The organism is Kitasatospora sp. NPDC092039 (assembly GCF_044756065.1).
Lineage (GTDB): Bacteria > Actinomycetota > Actinomycetes > Streptomycetales > Streptomycetaceae > Kitasatospora.
Genome location: NZ_JBIVSD010000003.1, coordinates 505577 through 523361, shown reverse-complemented (window position 1 = coordinate 523361; position 17785 = coordinate 505577). Strand labels below are relative to the sequence as shown.

Below are 17785 nucleotides of genomic sequence, written 5' to 3'. Positions count from 1 at the left end.
GCCGCCCCGGCAGCCGGCCCCGACGGTCCCGCCGCCCCCGCCGGCCGTCGGCTCAGGAGGTCCGGAGCCACTGGTCGAAGGTGCGCACCACCGAGCCGTCCGCCGCGTAGTAGGTGACGGTCGCGGGGTCCGTGCCCGGCTTCGCGAGGACGGAGAAGTAGCGGAACGGGGAGTCCCCGACCGCGACCGGCACCGCCTCGGTGGTGCCACCGGTCTTCCAGGCGATCACGACCTTCGCGACCTCCGCCTGGACGCCCTGGATCACCACCGGCGGGACGCCCGACCCGTCGTCGACCCCGAGCGACGCCCCGCCGACGGCGGCCGGGAACCCGCCCGGGGCGGAGACCGCGTGCAGGGAGTCGTCCACCTGCCGCTTCCCGTCCACGGTGTAGTAGTAGTTCACCCAGTCGAGGCGGGTGTCCCAGTTGTCGTCGATGTCCTTCTGGGACACCGGCTTCACCTTCGGGTTGGCCTGCTGGCGCTCCGCCTGGATCAGCCGGGCCTGCCTGGCGTAGTCCCCCTTGTCGGGAGTGGTCGGCCACAGCGCGGCCCAGCCCTGCCAGGCGTGGCCGTTGGCCGTGCCCTCGGCGACCTTGACCCGCACGGGGTTGAACGGGTCCCGGGCGGCAGCGGTCGCGCTCGGTGCGGCGGACGCGGCGGCCACGGCGCCGGAGGCCGCCACCACCACGGTCGAGCCGGCGGTGCGCCCGTGTTCGCCGAGCGCCGCCGTCCCGCCGGCGACGCCCGCGACCAGCGCGGCCGCCACCGCGGCGGTCAGCAGCCGCCGGCGCCGCAGCCGCCGCCGGCCCCCGGCGACCAGCCGGTCGTACGGGGCCGCTCCGACGTCGACGCTCCCGGCCAGTTCGCCCAGGGCCCGTACGGTGGCCGGCTCGTCGCCGTCCACCGCGTCCCCGAACCGGAAATCGTTGCTCATCCTGTCCCTCCGACGCTCGTCAGTCCGATGAGTGAGGCGGCGCCCCGGAGCTTGGCCAGGCCTCTGGCCGCCTGGCTCTTCACCGTGCCGACCGAGCAGCCCATCGCCGCCGCGGTCTGGGTCTCGCTGAGGTCCTCCCAGTACCGCAGCACCACGGCCTGGCGCTGGCGCGGCGGCAGGTTGCCGAGCGCGGCGAGCAGCACGGCCCGGTCGTCCGGGTCGGCGCCGGCCGGCGCGGGGCGGTCCGGGAACGCGGTGACCGGGTACTCGACCAGCCGCCGCCGGAACTTCCTGGCGTGCTCGTTGATCACGATCCGGCGCACGTAGGCGTACGGGTCGTCCGCCGCGCGCACCCGGTTCCAGGCCGCGTACGCCCGTTCCAGCGCCTGCTGGACCAGGTCCTCCGCGCCGTGCCGGTCCCCCGCGAGCAGGTACGCCGTCCTGAACAGCCGTGACCACGCGCTGCCGACGAACGTCCGGAACTCCTCGTCCCGTGCGGTCTTGTGGGCTCCCATGAGCACCTCCTCACACCCCCGGAGCCCGGGACGGCCGTGGACCGTTGCCCGTCGTTCGCGATTCGCCGCCGACGGCTGTGACACTGGAGGGGCTCGAAAACCGAGGTGCGCTCCGCCGTGCCTCCTTGCGAACCTAGAGGGATGCCCGCAGTGAGTTCTCCCGCAGTCCAGTCCGCCACCGTACCCGCCGAGGGGCCCGGGATCGGGGAGCTGGCCGCCCGTCTGCCCGAGCTGACCCTGCGCGACCAGGTGCGGATCGGCCGCCGGCTGGAGGGGGCCCGCCGGGTCCGCAAGCCGGAGGCCCGGCAGAAGATCGCCGCCGAGATCGCCGCCGACATCGACCGCGCCGAGCTGCTGGTCGAGCGGCGCCGCGGCGCGGTCCCGCCGATCACCTATCCCGCCGAGCTGCCGGTCAGCCAGAAGAAGGACGAGATCCTGGAGGCGATCCGGGACCACCAGGTGGTGATCGTCGCGGGTGAGACCGGCTCCGGCAAGACCACCCAGATCCCCAAGATCTGCCTGGAGCTCGGCCGCGGCGTGCGCGGCCTGGTCGGCCACACCCAGCCGCGCCGGATCGCCGCCCGCACGGTGGCGGAGCGGGTCGCCGAGGAGCTGGACAGCCCGCTCGGCGAGGCGGTCGGCTGGAAGGTCCGGTTCACCGACCAGGTCGGCCAGGACACCCTGGTCAAGCTGATGACGGACGGCATCCTGCTCGCGGAGATCCAGACCGACCGCGACCTGCACCAGTACGACACCCTGATCATCGACGAGGCGCACGAGCGCAGCCTCAACATCGACTTCATCCTCGGCTACGTCAAACAGCTGCTCCCCCGCCGCCCGGACCTCAAGGTCGTGATCACCTCCGCGACCATCGACCCGGAGCGCTTCGCCCGGCACTTCGGCGACGCCCCGATCGTCGAGGTCTCCGGCCGCACCTACCCCGTGGAGGTCCGGTACCGGCCGATCGTCGAGGACGGCGCCGACGAGGCGGACGACGTCGACCGCGACCGGGACCAGGTCCAGGCGATCTGCGACGCCGCCGAGGAGCTCCAGGCCGAGGGCCCGGGCGACATCCTGGTCTTCCTCTCCGGCGAGCGCGAGATCCGCGACACCGCGGACGCCCTCGGCCGGCTGAAGTTGAAGAACACCGAGATCCTGCCGCTGTACGCCCGGCTCAGCTCGGCCGAGCAGCACAGGGTCTTCCAGCGCTCCCGCAGCCGCCGGATCGTGCTGGCCACCAACGTCGCCGAGACCTCGCTGACCGTCCCCGGCATCAAGTACGTGATCGATCCGGGCACCGCCCGGATCTCCCGCTACAGCCACCGCACCAAGGTGCAGCGGCTGCCGATCGAGGCGATCAGCCAGGCCAGCGCCAACCAGCGCAAGGGCCGCTGCGGCCGCACCTCGGACGGCATCTGCATCCGGCTCTACTCGGAGGAGGACTTCCTCTCCCGCCCCGAGTTCACCGACGCCGAGATCCTGCGCACCAACCTGGCCTCGGTGATCCTCCAGATGACCGCGGCCGGCCTCGGCGACATCGCCGCCTTCCCGTTCCTGGACCCGCCGGACTCCCGCAACATCAAGGACGGCGTCCACCTGCTGCACGAGCTGGGCGCGCTCGACCCGGACGAGAAGGACCCGCGCAAGCGCCTCACCCAGCTGGGCCGCAAGCTCGCCCAGCTCCCGGTGGACCCGCGGATGGCCCGCATGGTGCTGGAGGCGGACCGCAACGGCTGCGTCCGCGACGTCATGGTGATCGCCGCCGCGCTCTCCATCCAGGACCCGCGCGAGCGCCCGGCCGAGAAGCGCCAGGCAGCCGACGACCGGCACCGCCGGTTCAACTCGGAGACCTCCGACTTCCTCTCCTACCTGGCGATGTGGCGCTACGTCCGCGAGCAGCAGAAGGAGCTCTCCTCCTCGGCCTTCCGCCGGATGTGCAAGGCGGAGTTCCTCAACTACCTGCGGATACGGGAGTGGCAGGACATCTACACCCAGCTGCGCACCGTGGCCAAGCAGTTGGGCGTGACGATCGAGGAGCCCCACCCGGACGCCGAGCCGGACGCGGACCGGATCCACCAGTCCCTGCTGGCCGGCCTGCTCTCCCACATCGGCCTGTTCGACGTGGAGAAGCGCGAGTACGGCGGCGCGCGCGGCGCCCGCTTCGCGGTCTTCCCGGGCTCCGGCCTCTTCAAGAAGCCGCCGCGCTGGGTGATGTCCGCCGAGCTGGTGGAGACCTCCCGGCTGTGGGCCCGGATCAACGCCAGGATCGAGCCGGAGTGGGTCGAGCCGCTGGCCGGCCACCTGATCAAGCGCAGCTACAGCGAGCCGCACTGGGAGAAGAAGGCCGGCGCCGTCATGGCGTACGAGAAGGTGACCCTCTACGGGATGCCGGTCGTCGCCCAGCGCAAGGTCAACTACGGGCGGATCGACCCGGAGCTCTGCCGCGAGCTGTTCATCCGCAACGCGCTGGTCGAGGGCGACTGGGAGACCCACCACCGGTTCTTCGCGGAGAACCGCAGGCTGCTCGGCGAGGTCGAGGAGCTGGAGAACCGGGCCCGCCGCCGGGACATCCTGGTGGACGACCAGACCCTGTTCGAGTTCTACGACGCCCGGCTCCCCGACGACGTGGTGTCCACCCGGCACTTCGACTCCTGGTGGAAGAAGGCCCGGCACGACCAGCCGGACCTGCTGAACTTCGAGAAGTCGATGCTGATCAACGACGCCGCGGACGGCGTCACCGAGGCCGACTACCCGGACCACTGGCAGCAGGGCAAGCTCCGTTTCAAGCTGACCTACCAGTTCGAGCCGGGCAGCGACGCGGACGGCGTGACCGTGCACATCCCGCTGCCGGTGCTCAACCAGGTCACCTCGGAGGGCTTCGACTGGCAGATCCCCGGTCTGCGGGAGGAGCTGGTCACCGCGTACATCAAGTCGCTGCCGAAGGCGATCCGGCGCAACTTCGTCCCGGCGCCGGACTTCGCCAAGGCGGCGCTGCGCGCGGTGAAGGACCGCCAGGAGCCCCTCCTCCCGGCCCTGGAGCACGCCCTGAAGCGCCTGACGGCGATCACCGTGCCCCCGGAGGCCTGGGACGACGAGCGGGTCCCGGAGCACCTCAAGGTGACCTTCCGGGTGGTGGACGGGCGGCGCCGGCTCGCCGAGTCAAAGGACCTGGAGGAGCTGCGGCTGAAGCTCAAGCCCAAGCTCAAGGAGACGCTCTCCTCGGCCGCCTCCGGCCAGGGCATCGAGCAGAGCGGGCTGACCGCCTGGCCGGCCTCGCTGCCGGTGCTCCAGCGCACCTTCGAGCAGCGCTCGCGCGGCCACTCGATGCGCGCCTACCCGGCACTGGTGGACGAGGGCCAGTCGGTCGGCGTCCGGCTGTTCGACACCCCGGAGGCGCAGGCCCAGGCGATGTGGGAGGGCACCCGGCGGCTGCTGATGCTGACCACCACGTCCCCGGCCAAATCGATCCAGGGCCGGCTGGGCAACCAGGCGAAGCTCGCGCTCTCGCACAGCCCGCACGGCTCGATCGGCGCCCTGTTCGAGGACGTCGTGGCGGCCGCGACGGACCGGCTGATGGCCCTGAACGGCGGCCCGGCCTGGGACGAGGCCGCCTTCGGCAAGCTGCACGACAAGGTGCGCGCGGACCTGTACGACCTGTCCGCGGACACCACGCTGAAGACGGCCACCGCGCTGATCGCCTTCCACAAGGCGTCGACCCGGCTGAAGTCGGTGAGCAGCCCGGTGCTGCTGAACGCGGTGAACGACGTCCGGCTGCACCTGGCCTCGCTGGTGCACCCGGGCTTCGTGACCGCCACCGGCTGGCAGCGGCTGCCGGACCTCAAGCGCTACCTGCTGGCGGTGGACCGCCGCCTGGAGGCGCTGCCCAACCACCCTCAGCGGGACGCCCAGCAGCTGCTGAAGGTGCAGCAGGTGCAGCAGGCGTACGGGGAGCTGCTGGCGGCGGTGCCGGCCGGGCGGCAGCCGTCCGCGGAGGTGCGGGCGATCCGCTGGATGATCGAGGAGCTGCGGGTCAGCTTCTTCGCCCAGTCGCTGGGCACGCCGAGCCCGGTCTCGGAGAAGCGGATCGTGAAGGCGATGGAGGCGGCGCGGGCGACGCTCTGACCCGGGTGCGGCCGTGGCCGCCCCGGGCGGCGCCGTGAGCTGCGGGTGGGCCTTCAGGAGTCAGTTCGACCTGGAGGCCCACCATGGGCTACAGTCTGTCTTGTTCGCAGCGCGGCAAGCGAGTGAACGAGATCAGGAAACTCTGGTCCCGTGGAGCAGTTGGTTAGCTCGCCACCCTGTCAAGGTGGAGGTCGCGGGTTCAAGTCCCGTCGGGATCGCCGCAGTGCGAGAGGCCCGGAACCGTCAGGTTCCGGGCCTCTCGCTTTTGTCCGTCCGACCCCTTACCCCGACTAGGTCTAGACCACAAGTGACAGATCGTGTGACAGTCGTCACGCACCCCCCTCCGGAACCGGCGCCGTGAAACCCTCTCCGGAACCCCGCTAATTTAATATGTAAAATTGTACAGCTATTCACTGTAAATCCCCCCCACCCCACGCGCATCAAATCGTTATCCGGAGTTCAACATTCCGACCACTCGGCCGACCCGGAACGCCCTCCGGCGGGCACGACAAAGGGGCCGCTTACCGGACCCGGCGGAGTCCGGTAAGCGGCCCCTTTAAAGAGCCTTTGGCCTATCAGGCCTCAGTGCGCTGGGCGGGAATCCCGGCCAGCAGAGCGCGCACCTCCGCCTCACGGTAACGGCGGTGACCTCCGAGCGTGCGGATCGACGTCAGCTTGCCCGCCTTGGCCCAGCGGGTGACCGTCTTCGGGTCCACGCGGAACATGGTGGCAACCTCTGCCGGCGTCAGCAGCGGCTCAGCATCAGGGGTACGAGCGGTCATGAGCGGCCTCCTCGGGAGAACCGAACCAGGGCGGTTCTATCCTTCAAATTCTGCACCTTGGCCCGCGATGCCCGAAATGGCATAGACGGGCCGAGTCGGTTATAGGACGAACGGCTTGTCCTGGTGTCTACAACTACACCATCCGTCCAGCCCTATCGACCAAACCGCCAAAATTGACCCCTCACGGGTTCAAGGCCGACGGATGGCGATGGACCACCCCATAACGGACAGTCACAAAGCCATGACATCCGGTTACGAGGGGACCAGACCCTCCGTTTCCCCGCAAAGCACGCATCGACTCCAGAACCACCCAAAAGTGGGCACGCTCACGTGAAGTTGGGCTGGTTGTCCCATTTTTGCACATAGGGGTAAGTTCGCGTCAACGGTGAGTAGTGTCACGTTCGACAGCTATTGACCCGAACCAGGACCTTGGTCATCGCGCCCGCGGTCCTTAGGACTCTTACAGTCATACACGCGCGGTCGGACGTCAGTTCGCGTGCCGCAGCGCCAGCACCCGGCGCCACCGCAGCGTCAGCTCCCCGTACACCCGCAGCGCCTCGGCGGTGTCCCCCGCCCCCAGCGCGCGCAACCCCTCCTCCAGCTCCCCCGCCGAACGGTCCGCCAACAGCCGCTCCGGGCCCAGCAGATGCACCAGGCCCCCGTAGTCCAGTTCCACCAGCGAGCGCGGATGGAACTCCTCCAGCCAGCGCCCGACCCGCTCCGCACCCCGCACCAGCTCCCCGTCCGGCACCGCCTCGCGCAGCGCCCGGAAGGCCCGCGCCACCCGTCGGCGCGCCTGCGCCATCGGCACCAGGTAGAACAGCGCCGCCGGCCGGCCCCGCTGGTCCTCCCCCGTCCCCGCTCCCCCACGCCCGTCCGCGAGCCCCTCGGCGGGCCCGTCCGGCGGCCCTCCGGCGCCCGGCACGAAGCACCGGTCCTCGTCCCCGAACGGCAGGAACCAGCGCACCGGCACCTCCCACCGGCTGGTCAGGATCCACGGCCGGGCGTCCGGGTGCTCGGCCCGCCAGCGCTCCCGGTCCGCCTCGGCGGCCGCCCGGGTCACCGGCGGCAGCGCGGAGTCCAGCAGCGCCACCGGCAGCCCGGCCCGCAGCTCCTCCAGCGCCTGCCAGCTGCGCAGCCTGGTCGCCCACGGGCAGACGTACAGTACGCCGTCCACCACCCGCAGGTACGCCCGCCCGCTCTCCCGCTCGGGCAGCGCCCGGGGGGTGCGGGCGGCCAGCCCGGCGAGCGCCTCCCGCTGCTCCTCCAGCACCGCCGCCGCCACCGCCCGGGCCGGCTCCGCGGCGTCCGGCCCGTGCTCCGCCGCGTAGGCCTGCCAGTGCGCCCGCTCGGGCTCCGGATAGGCGGCCAGCGGCTCGTAGACCCGCAGGTGGGCGGCGTAGGGCGGTTGTACGGAAGTACGTACGGCGGTCACGTCCTGCATGGTCGCACGGGTCGCGCGGCCCCGGGAGAGCGCGCCCACGAACGGTTCGCGCCCGTACCCCGCGCCCGGTTCCGTCTCACTCCGCGGACGACCGGCCCCAGGTCGGAACAAGAGGGCCGATCGGCGGCGCGCACGCGGCTACGCTTCGCCTTAGGCGCCCGCACCACAGCAGCGGGCCTTCATTACTGGAGTCACCACAGTGACCGACGTACAGACCCCCGCCACGCACCCCGCACCCGGCGTGCTCAGCAGGATCTTCCGTACCGAACAGGACGGCGCCCCCGGCGACGGTCACGAGCAGGTCGTCCTCTGCCACGACCGCAGCTCGGGTCTGAAGGCGATCATCGCCATCCACTCGACCGCCCTGGGCCCGGCCCTCGGCGGCACCCGCTTCTTCCCGTACGCCTCCGAGGAGGCGGCGCTGGAGGACGCGCTCAACCTGTCCCGCGGAATGTCCTACAAGAACGCGCTGGCCGGACTGGACCTCGGCGGCGGCAAGGCCGTCATCATCGGCGACCCGAACAAGGACAAGAACGAGGCGATGCTCCGGGCCTACGGCCGCTTCGTCGAGTCCCTGCGCGGCCGCTACATCACCGCCTGCGACGTGGGCACCTACGTCCAGGACATGGACGTCATCGCCCGCGAGACCGAGTTCGTGACCGGCCGCTCGCCCGAGCACGGCGGCGCCGGCGACTCGTCCATCCTGACCGCCTTCGGCGTCTTCCAGGGCATGCGCGCCACCGCCCAGGCCCGCTGGGGCCAGCCGACCCTGCGCGGCAAGCGGGTCGGCGTCGCCGGCGTCGGCAAGGTCGGCCACTACCTGGTCGGCCACCTGGTCGCGGACGGCGCCACCGTCGTCGTCACCGACCCCTTCGAGGCCGCGGTCAACCGCGTCCGCGCGGCCCACCCCGAGGTGGAGGTGGTGGCCGACACCACCGCCCTGCTCCAGGCCAAGCTGGACGTCTACGCCCCCTGCGCCCTCGGCGGCGCGCTGACCGACTCCGTGGTCGCCGCGCTGGGCGAGTCCGGCACCTCGATCGTCTGCGGCGCGGCCAACAACCAGCTGGCCCACGCCGGCGTCGAGAAGGACCTGGCCGACCGCGGCATCCTCTACGCGCCGGACTACCTGGTGAACTCCGGCGGTGTCATCCAGGTCGCCGACGAGATCGAGGGCTTCAACTTCGAGCGGGCCAAGAACAAGGCCACGAAGATCTTCGACACCACCCTGGAGATCTTCACCCGGGCGACCGCCGACGGCGTCCCGCCGGCGGTCGCCGCGGACCGCCTGGCCGAGAAGCGGATGCGCGAGATCAGCGCCCTGCGCACGGTGCTGCTGCCCGGCGCCCGCCGCTCCTGACCGGACCGGTACCCGACCCCGTGCTGCGCGGGGGGCCGTCACCGCGGCCCCTCGCGCATCACGATGTGGAACCGGATTCTCACTTCTGCGCCCGATCGGGTGATCCCAGGCCCCCCTTGGGGGGATAATCAGTCCTGGAACGACGGACCCGAACCACCTCCGGACAGCGTGCAAACCGCCGCAAAACCTCCCCTGACCTGGGAAGACCTGGTCTCGGGTGCAGTCGGTGCGCGCCACGTCACACTGACGACGTACCGTCCAGCGGCGGAAACAGGTACCGTTAATGCTCCAAGGGACGGTCCTCCCATTCGGGCAGGCCGCTCCTGATCATGAACACGTGTCAGACTCGGGGCCGTGAGCCCCATCGTTGAGGGGGTCGACCCATGGGGCGCGGCCGGGCCAAGGCCAAGCAGACGAAGGTCGCCCGCGAGCTGAAGTACAACAGCGGCGGGTTCGACGCTAACCGTCTGTCCAACGAGCTGGGCGTATCGCCGTCCACCGCTTCGATCGACCCCGAGCCGATCGAGGAGGAGGACGACGACGACCCGTACGCGGAGTACGCAGCCCGGTACGCCGACCTCGACGACGAGGACGACAACGAGCCGGGCACCGGGACGTCGCAGGCCTCCCGCCGCCGCTCGTAGCACAGCAGTCCCGCCGACCGGTCCGGGCGCCCAGGGCGCCGGGCCGGTCTTCGGCGTCCCCTCGTAGGGCGGCCGCGGTCCGGTCCGTACGGCGCCGCTCTCCCCCGGCCGCCGACGGCCTCCAACCGTCCCGCCGAAGGCCTCCCCGCGTGCGGAAGGGCCCCTCCGGAACTCCGGAGGGGCCCTTCCGTCGTCAGGGCCGGGTCAGCTCGCCCGGAAGCCCTCGTAGGCGTTGTAGAGGGCCGCGCCGCCCTCGTGCTCGTCGGTGCGCTCGACGATGTCGCCGAGCAGCCAGGACTCCACGCCGCGGTCCTCCAGGATCGACAGCACGACGTCCACCGAGTGCGGCGGGACGACCGCGACCATGCCGACGCCCATGTTCAGCGTCTTCTCGATCTCCAGGGTGGCCACGTTGCCGACCTCGGCGACGGTCCGGAAGACCGGCAGCGGGGTCCAGGTGCCCCGGTCCAGGCGGGCGTGCAGGCCGTCCGGGACGACCCGGGCCAGGTTGGCCGCCAGGCCGCCGCCGGTGACGTGCGAGAAGGCGTGCACCTCGGTGGCGCGGGCGAGCGCCAGGCAGTCCAGCGAGTAGATCCGGGTCGGCTCCAGCAGCTCCTCGCCGAGGGTGCGGCCGAACTCCTCGACCTTGCGGTCCAGCTTCCAGCCGGCCTCGTTCAGCAGCACGTGGCGGACCAGCGAGTAGCCGTTGGAGTGCAGGCCGGAGGCGGCCATCGCGATCACCACGTCGCCGGCCCGGACCCGGTCCGCGCCGAGCAGCGCGTCGGCCTCGACCACGCCGGTGCCGGCGCCCGCGACGTCGTACTCGTCCGGGCCCAGCAGGCCCGGGTGCTCGGCGGTCTCGCCGCCGACCAGGGCGCAGCCGGCCAGCGCACAGCCCTCGGCGATGCCCTTGACGATCGCGGCGACCCGCTCCGGGACGACCTTGCCGACGCAGATGTAGTCGGTCATGAACAGCGGCTCGGCGCCGCACACCACCAGGTCGTCGACGACCATGCCGACCAGGTCGTGGCCGATGGTGTCGTGCTTGTCCATGGCGGCGGCGATGGCCACCTTGGTCCCCACGCCGTCGGTGGCCGAGGCCAGCAGCGGCCGCTCGTAGTTCTTGAAGGCGGACGCGTCGAAGAGGCCGGCGAAACCGCCGAGACCGCCGACCACCTCGGGGCGGTTGGCCTTCTTCACCCACTGCTTCATGAGCTCGACGGCGCGGTCGCCGGCCTCGATGTCGACACCGGCGGCGGCGTAGGTGGCGCCGTCGGAGGGGCGACGCGCAGCGTCACCGTTGTGGGTGGTGGTGGGCGACGGGTGGGAGCTGGTCACTGCGTGCGGCCCTCTCGGGTCAGGTGGGGGTTGGAACAGCGGTGGGGCCCCGGTTTTCGGGACCCCACCGTGCGGACGCTCACGGCCGGCGCAGCGCGTCGGCCGCGCCCGCCCCGCCGAGCAGCGACTGGACGCCGTCCAGGTCGCTGCCGCTGGTCGGCTTGCCGCGGACGGCCGGAGGCTGCTGGCCGCCCTTGATCTCGGCCTCCAGCAGGAGCTTGCCGAGCAGCGCCGGGTCGGGCAGCTCCATCGGGTACTCGCCGTCGAAGCAGGCCCGGCAGAGCCGGTCCTTGGGCTGCTTGGTGGCCTCGATCATGCCGTCGATCGAGATGTAGGAGAGCGAGTCCGCGCCGAGGGTGCGGCCGATCTCCTCGATGGTCATGCCGTTGGCGATCAGCTCCGCGCGGGTGGCGAAGTCGATGCCGAAGAAGCAGGGCCACTTCACCGGCGGGGAGGAGATCCGGATGTGGACCTCGGCCGCCCCGGCCTCGCGCAGCATCTTGACCAGCGCGCGCTGGGTGTTGCCGCGGACGATCGAGTCGTCCACGACCACCAGGCGCTTGCCCTGGATGACCTCGCGCAGCGGGTTCAGCTTGAGCCGGATGCCGAGCTGGCGGATGGTCTGGCTGGGCTGGATGAAGGTGCGGCCCACGTAGGCGTTCTTCACCAGGCCGGAGCCGTACGGGATGCCGCTGGCCTCGGCGTAGCCGATCGCGGCGGGGGTGCCGGACTCGGGCGTCGCTATCACCAGGTCGGCCTCGACGGGGGCCTCCTTCGCCAGCCGGCGGCCCATCTCCACGCGGGAGAGGTGCACGTTGCGGCCGGCGATGGAGGTGTCGGGGCGGGCCAGGTAGACGTACTCGAACACGCAGCCCTTGGGCTTGGCCTCGGCGAACCGGGAGCTGCGCATGCCGTTCTCGTCGATGGCGATGAGCTCGCCGGGCTCGACCTCGCGGATGAAGGAGGCGCCGCAGATGTCCAGCGCCGCCGTCTCGGAGGCGACCACCCAGCCGCGCTCCAGCCGGCCGAGCACCAGCGGGCGGATGCCCTGCGGGTCGCGGGCGGCGTAGAGGGTGTGCTCGTCCATGAAGACGAGCGAGAAGGCGCCCTTGACCTCGGGCAGCACGACCTTGGCCGTCTCCTCGATGGAGAGGTCCGGGTGGCCGGCGAGCAGGGCCGTCACCAGGTCGGTGTCGTTGGTCGCGGCGGTCCGGCCGGAGCGCGAGACGTGCTCCTCGCCGGGCAGTTCGGCGACCATGGCCGCCAGTTCGGCGGTGTTCACCAGGTTTCCGTTGTGCCCGAGGGCCAGCGAACCGTGAACGGTCGCCCGGAAGGTCGGCTGGGCGTTCTCCCAGACCGAGGAACCGGTGGTCGAGTAGCGGGCGTGTCCGACGGCGATATGCCCGTGCAACGACCCCAGCGAGGCCTCGTCGAAGACCTGGGAGACGAGCCCCATGTCCTTGAAGACGAGAATCTGGGAGCCGTTGCTCACTGCGATGCCCGCGGATTCCTGACCGCGGTGCTGCAGGGCGTAAAGGCCGAAGAACGTGAGCTTGGCGACCTCCTCGCCGGGAGCCCAGACACCGAAGACGCCACACGCGTCCTGGGGGCCTTTCTCGCCGGGAAGAAGATCGTGGTTGAGTCTTCCGTCACCACGTGGCACGTCTTCGAGTCTAGGGCAGTCGGCTCCGGCTTCCGGACCCCGGGACTGCGGGTTTGTCCGGCGGCCGGGAGTTAACGCGCGTAGACAAAACCCCTTACCGGCCCGGGATTTCGGGTGGGGGTAATTCCGGCGGGTGGCGGTTGGCCTTGTGGTTCGCGCCTGTTGGGGAGTTCCGGGTGCGGAGCGGCCGGTGTCCCGGCGCGGGCGAACGTGAGCCTGCTCACCCGGGGTTCCTCCCCCGGCCACCCGCCGGCCGCTCCCCGGTCGGCCGGGCCGCCGGTCGCACGAGCTCGGGCAGCCGGTCGCACCCGGAGGCCGGGCCGCCGGGCGCAGCCGGGGCGGGCCGTCGGCCGCCCTCCGGTCAGGCGGCCGGCAGCAGCAGGCCCCAGGCCCCTCGGTGCACCGTCCAGGTCCGGGCCCGGACCGGGCCGACCGGGTGGCCGTCCGCCTCGTAGCCGAAGCCGCGCCCGACCACCGAGACGCTCGCCGCCCGGGCCCGCACCAGGGCGCCGGAGGCGGCGACCACCACGTCCATCTCGCCCGTGCCGTCCGAGGCGCCGGACGGGAGCGTCACCTGCACCAGCCGGACCGGCCGGTGGACGTCCGCGAGCAGCCGGCCGTCGGCCTCGACCCGGACCCGGGAGCCGTGGTCCACGCCGTCCGGGGTGAGTGCGTTCGCCTGCTCGGCCGCAGCCAGTTTCGCCCATAGCGAACGCCAGCCACCCGGACGGCCCACCGGGCGACGGGTGGCCCCGCCGGTGATCCGCACCCCGCCCAGGGCCACCCCGCCGCCGTCGTCCACCAGCAGGTCCAGCCGTCGCGGCGCGCCCGACAGCACCGCCCGCGCGGCCCGGACCGGCTCGCCCGGCACGCCGAGCGCGCGGGCCGCCGCGAGCTCCCCGGAGCGGCCGACCGGAACCATCCCCACCGGTTCGGTGCCCAGCTCACGCTGGCGATGCAGGGCCTGGAGCACCCGCTGCAGCGCGAGGTCGGAACCGATCACCACCGGTCGCCGCCGGCCCCGGTGCGAAAGCACCCGGTCGAGCTCAGAAGGGCTCTCCGGAAAGACCACCTTGACGTCCGCGCCCCCGCAGAGCACGTCCTTCGCGATCCGCACCGACTCGCCGTCGGTCTGCCGGGCCACCGGGTCGAGGAGCAGCAGGAGCGGCTCCGGGCCGCCGGTAGCAGGCGTGGACAGGGACGACACGACCGGTCCTTCCTCAGGTAATCTCTCGGTGCAAGAGCCCCTTGCGCCATTGCGCCAGGGGCTTCGTCTATCTCGGGGCAGACTGCGGCCTACGCAGGATGCCCCAACCGGAAGGGGTGTACGCCTGTGCCGGCACTCGTGCTCGTTGGCGCTCAGTGGGGAGACGAGGGCAAGGGGAAGGCCACCGACCTCCTCGGCGGTTCCGTCGACTACGTGGTCCGCTACCAGGGCGGAAACAACGCCGGTCACACGGTGGTCATCGGCGACCAGAAGTACGCCCTGCACCTGCTCCCTTCCGGAATCCTCAGCCCGAACGTGACGCCGGTGATCGGCAACGGCGTCGTGATCGACCCGGCCGTGCTGCTCTCCGAGCTGGCCGGCCTGAACGAGCGCGGCATCGACACCTCCAAGCTGCTGGTCTCGGGCAACGCCCACCTGATCACGCCGTACCACCGCACCCTGGACAAGGTCACCGAGCGCTTCCTCGGCAAGCGCCGGATCGGCACCACCGGCCGCGGCATCGGCCCGACCTACGCGGACAAGATCAACCGCGTCGGCATCCGGGTCCAGGACCTGTTCGACGAGTCGATCCTCCGCCAGAAGGTCGAGGCGGCGCTGCACGACAAGAACCAGGTCCTGGTCAAGCTGTACAACCGCCGCACCATCCCGGCCGACCTGGTGGTCGAGGAGTACCTGGGCTACGCGGAGAAGATCAAGCCCTTCCTCGCCGACACCACCCTCGTCCTGGACGAGGCGCTGAAGGCGGACAAGGTCGTCCTGCTGGAGGGCGGCCAGGGCACCCTGCTCGACGTCGACCACGGCACGTACCCCTTCGTGACCTCGTCGAACCCGACCGCGGGCGGCGCCTGCACCGGCGCCGGCATCGGCCCGACCAAGATCGACCGGGTCATCGGCATCCTCAAGGCCTACACCACCCGCGTCGGCTCCGGCCCGTTCCCGACCGAGCTGTTCGACGAGGACGGCGAGGCGCTGCGCCGGATCGGCGGCGAGCGCGGTGTCACCACCGGCCGTGACCGCCGCTGCGGCTGGTTCGACGCCGTCATCGCGCGCTACGCGACCCGGGTGAACGGCCTGACCGACTTCTTCCTCACCAAGCTGGACGTGCTGACCGGCTGGGAGCAGATCCCGGTCTGCGTCGCGTACGAGATCGACGGCAAGCGCGTCGAGGAACTCCCCTACAACCAGTCGGACTTCCACCACGCCAAGCCGATCTACGAGACCCTGCCGGGCTGGACCGAGGACATCAGCAAGGCGAAGACCTTCGCCGAGCTGCCGAAGAACGCCCAGGCGTACGTGAAGGCGCTGGAGGAGATGTCCGGCGCTCCGATCTCGGCCATCGGCGTCGGCCCGGGCCGCGACGAGACGATCGAGATCAACTCGTTCATCTGAGCCCGATCCGGCGGCGTCGGCCGATCGCCGGCCGATCGCTTCGAAGGCCCCGTGGGATCCGTCCCGCGGGGCCTTCGCCCTGCCCGGCGTCCCACTTTTGTACTAGTGCAGAAACCTATTGCATCTAGTGCAGCGCGCCGCTACGTTCGGACCATGACCGCGAAGCTGCCCACACCCGTCGTCCTCACCGGCCGCCACATCCGCCTGGAGCCGCTGGAGCGCCGCCACCTCGCCGACCTCTGGACCGCCGTCGGCTCCGACCCCGAGGTCTGGCGCTGGACCATGTCCCTGCCGCCGGCCTCGGAGGAGGAGTTCGGCGCGATCCTCGACGAGCGCGTCGCGGAGGCGGCCGCGGGCGAGTCGGTGAACTTCGCCGCCGTCGACCTCGCCGGCGGCCGGGCCGTCGGCGTCACCGGCTACCACGACTACAGCGAGCGGGACGAGTCCGTGGAGATCGGCGGCACCTGGTACGCCCGCTCGGTCTGGCGCACCGCGGTCAACACCGAGGCCAAGCTGCTGCTGCTCTCCCACGCCTTCGAGGACCTCGGCATGGGCCGTGTCTTCTGGAAGACCGACGCCCGCAACGAGCGCTCCCGCGCGGCGGTCCTGCGCCTCGGCGCCCGCTACGAGGGGACGCTGCGCCGCCACCGGCTGCGCCCCGACGGCAGTTGGCGGGACAGCGTCTACTTCTCGATGCTCGCCGACGAGTGGCCGACGGCCAAGTCCCGTCTGACGGAACGGCTTTCGCGGGGCTGAGCCGCCGGACCGGCGGGGCGCGACGGGGCGCGACGGGGCGCGACGGCTACTGCCGCTCGCCGGGGGCGGACCGGCGGGCCGCGAACTCGCGCTTCGCCGGGCGCGGTTCACAGGCCTGGATGTTCACCAGCCAGACCAGCCAGCCGACGAACAGGACGGCGAGCAGGAGCGCCGACAGGCCGGCGACGAGAAGTGCGTTCACCGGGAAGCGGAAAAGCACTGGTGAGGGTGGGGCCGGTGGGGGAGGCCGAGTGGCGGGAAAAGGGGCATGGCTGTCTCCGGTCAGTGATTTCGGGTGCCGCGACCATGCGTCTGGTGTGTCATTACGGCTGATAGACGACTGCTTGCTGACTGTTTAGGCGACAACAAGTCAGTGAGTGACACGGACGACCATAGGGTTAGGGTGCCAGAGTTGCTACCGAGCGGGGGGACGTTCACTCCATCGTGGGGTATCCCCCGATTCGGTAGCTAGGGCCCGGTGTGCGCGGCACACTTCACCGGAAGCATCGACGCCAGCCGCGACCCGGAGAAGAGAGTCATGCCACCCCGCTTGTCGCCGACCGTGCGCCAGCAGCGCCTCGGAATCGAGTTGCGCAGGATCCGCGAACGCGTGGGCGTCACGCCCAAGAGCCTGGCCGCCACCATCGGCACCGACCTGCCCAAGATCTCCCAGATGGAGAACGGGAAGTCGGGCATCAGCGCCGAGCGGCTCCGGATCTGGGCGCGCACCTGCGGCTGCGAGGACGGGCCCTACCTGGACGCGCTGCTGACGATGACGCAGGACCGGCGCAAGTACTGGTGGGACGCCTACCGCGGCCGGCTGCCGAACGCGATCATCGACATCGCGGAGATGGAGCACCACGCGGCCTCCCTCTCCATCCTGAACAGCACCTTCATCCCCGGTCTGCTGCAGACCCCGGAGTACGCCGCCGCGGTGTTCGAGCGGCTGCCCCCGCAGTACCGGCAGGAGGCGGACGTCCGGAAGGCGTTCCGGATCCGGCGCCAGCAGATCCTCGTCGACCACCCCAAGCCGTACAGCGCATTCCTGCACGAGTCCGCGCTGCGCATGCAGTTCGGCGGTCCGGAAGTGCTGCGCGACCAGTGGCGGAGCCTGCTGGAGAATTCCGAACGGCCCGGGGTGGAGATCCGGGTGATCCCGTTCAGCGTGCCCACCTACACCGGCTCCGGAGAGAGCCTGTACCTCGCCCGCGGGCCGGTCCCGGAGCTCGACACCGTCCAGATCGATCTCTCCCACGGGCCGAAATTCGTGCACACCCAGGCCGAATTGGCCTCCTACCGACGGATCAAGGAGGAGACCGCGGCGATCGCGCTCGGGCCGGACGAGTCCCGGGACTTCATCCGGGCCTTGCTGAAAGACTTCGCATGAGCACCTGGCGCAAGGCGTCGGCGAGCGGAGAGAGCACCGACTGCGTCGAGGTCAGATCCACCGGCGGGCTGGTGGAGATCCGCGAGTCGGACCGGCCCGAGGTCGTCGTGCGGACCACGCCGCGCAAGTGGGCCGCCTTCGTCCGCGGGGTGAAGTCCGGGGAGTTCGACCGCTACGGCGACTTCACCCGGCCGTGAGCCTGCGGTCCGCCGCGGCCGCCGGGGTC

15 protein-coding genes and 1 tRNA gene are annotated in these 17785 nt (G+C 71.3%); 8 read left to right on the top strand and 8 right to left on the bottom strand.

The window, feature by feature from the left end:
* Positions 1–52 precede the first annotated feature (52 nt).
* Positions 53–934, bottom strand: coding sequence for a hypothetical protein (locus ACIQI7_RS08650; RefSeq protein ID WP_401106449.1), 882 nt, complete (start codon positions 932–934; stop codon positions 53–55).
* A complete protein-coding gene (locus tag ACIQI7_RS08645) occupies positions 931–1449 on the bottom strand; it encodes a SigE family RNA polymerase sigma factor (protein ID WP_401106446.1) in 519 nt (172 codons plus the stop codon). Before ACIQI7_RS08645 ends, ACIQI7_RS08650 begins: the two co-directional genes overlap by 4 nt.
* Positions 1450–1590: 141 nt before the next feature.
* Between ACIQI7_RS08645 and hrpA the strand changes: the two genes are divergently transcribed.
* Both hrpA and ACIQI7_RS08635 read left to right on the top strand, forming a co-directional pair.
* Positions 1591–5571 (top strand): ATP-dependent RNA helicase HrpA, encoded by a 3981-nt coding sequence (hrpA, locus tag ACIQI7_RS08640; RefSeq protein ID WP_401106443.1) that lies wholly within the window; start codon positions 1591–1593, stop codon positions 5569–5571.
* A 144-nt stretch (positions 5572–5715) separates the two neighbouring features.
* A tRNA-Asp gene (locus ACIQI7_RS08635) sits at positions 5716–5789 on the top strand.
* 357 nt (positions 5790–6146) lie between these two features.
* Here the strand turns inward: ACIQI7_RS08635 and bldC are convergent.
* Both bldC and ACIQI7_RS08625 read right to left on the bottom strand, forming a co-directional pair.
* Positions 6147–6353: a developmental transcriptional regulator BldC gene (gene bldC / locus ACIQI7_RS08630; protein WP_014137253.1), complete on the bottom strand. Its 207-nt coding sequence runs from the start codon at positions 6351–6353 to the stop codon at positions 6147–6149.
* A gap of 487 nt (positions 6354–6840) precedes the next feature.
* Positions 6841–7797: a hypothetical protein gene (locus tag ACIQI7_RS08625; protein ID WP_401106440.1), complete on the bottom strand. Its 957-nt coding sequence runs from the start codon at positions 7795–7797 to the stop codon at positions 6841–6843.
* 199 nt (positions 7798–7996) lie between these two features.
* On the opposite strand from ACIQI7_RS08625, the gene ACIQI7_RS08620 reads away from it, so the two are divergent.
* A complete protein-coding gene (locus ACIQI7_RS08620) occupies positions 7997–9154 on the top strand; it encodes a Glu/Leu/Phe/Val dehydrogenase dimerization domain-containing protein (RefSeq protein WP_387759033.1) in 1158 nt (385 codons plus the stop codon).
* Between the two features lie 383 nt (positions 9155–9537).
* A complete protein-coding gene (locus tag ACIQI7_RS08615) occupies positions 9538–9798 on the top strand; it encodes a DUF3073 domain-containing protein (protein ID WP_387759032.1) in 261 nt (86 codons plus the stop codon).
* 204 nt (positions 9799–10002) lie between these two features.
* On the opposite strand, the gene purM is transcribed toward ACIQI7_RS08615, so the two are convergent.
* The 3 genes from purM to ACIQI7_RS08600 all read right to left on the bottom strand — a co-directional run bounded on the left by purM (position 10003) and on the right by ACIQI7_RS08600 (position 14006).
* Complete coding sequence (gene purM, locus ACIQI7_RS08610) at positions 10003–11136, bottom strand: phosphoribosylformylglycinamidine cyclo-ligase (RefSeq protein ID WP_387759030.1); 1134 nt, start codon at positions 11134–11136, stop codon at positions 10003–10005.
* Between the two features lie 79 nt (positions 11137–11215).
* Positions 11216–12799, bottom strand: a complete 1584-nt coding sequence (purF, locus tag ACIQI7_RS08605; RefSeq protein ID WP_401106437.1) for an amidophosphoribosyltransferase — start codon at positions 12797–12799, stop codon at positions 11216–11218.
* A 361-nt stretch (positions 12800–13160) separates the two neighbouring features.
* Positions 13161–14006, bottom strand: coding sequence for a diacylglycerol kinase (locus ACIQI7_RS08600; protein WP_401106434.1), 846 nt, complete (start codon positions 14004–14006; stop codon positions 13161–13163).
* 126 nt (positions 14007–14132) lie between these two features.
* Here ACIQI7_RS08600 and ACIQI7_RS08595 point away from each other — a divergent pair, with 126 nt between their 5' ends.
* Together ACIQI7_RS08595 and ACIQI7_RS08590 are read left to right on the top strand one after the other, a co-directional pair.
* Positions 14133–15416 carry an adenylosuccinate synthase gene (locus ACIQI7_RS08595; RefSeq protein WP_401106431.1) on the top strand — a complete coding sequence of 428 codons (1284 nt, stop codon included), beginning with the start codon at positions 14133–14135 and terminating at the stop codon, positions 15414–15416.
* A 153-nt stretch (positions 15417–15569) separates the two neighbouring features.
* Entirely contained in the window at positions 15570–16172 is a 603-nt protein-coding gene (locus ACIQI7_RS08590) for a GNAT family N-acetyltransferase (protein WP_401106428.1), read from the top strand.
* Positions 16173–16218: 46 nt separating this feature from the next.
* Here ACIQI7_RS08590 and ACIQI7_RS08585 read toward each other — a convergent pair whose 3' ends face one another.
* Complete coding sequence (locus ACIQI7_RS08585) at positions 16219–16374, bottom strand: hypothetical protein (protein WP_401106426.1); 156 nt, start codon at positions 16372–16374, stop codon at positions 16219–16221.
* Between the two features lie 336 nt (positions 16375–16710).
* On the opposite strand from ACIQI7_RS08585, the gene ACIQI7_RS08580 reads away from it, so the two are divergent.
* Both ACIQI7_RS08580 and ACIQI7_RS08575 read left to right on the top strand, forming a co-directional pair.
* On the top strand, positions 16711–17559 hold the full coding sequence (locus ACIQI7_RS08580; protein ID WP_401106423.1) for a helix-turn-helix domain-containing protein: 849 nt from the start codon (positions 16711–16713) through the stop codon (positions 17557–17559).
* On the top strand, positions 17556–17756 hold the full coding sequence (locus tag ACIQI7_RS08575) for a DUF397 domain-containing protein (RefSeq protein ID WP_387759019.1): 201 nt from the start codon (positions 17556–17558) through the stop codon (positions 17754–17756). The genes ACIQI7_RS08580 and ACIQI7_RS08575 overlap by 4 nt, the downstream gene beginning before the upstream one ends.
* The last annotated feature ends 29 nt before the right edge of the window (positions 17757–17785 follow it).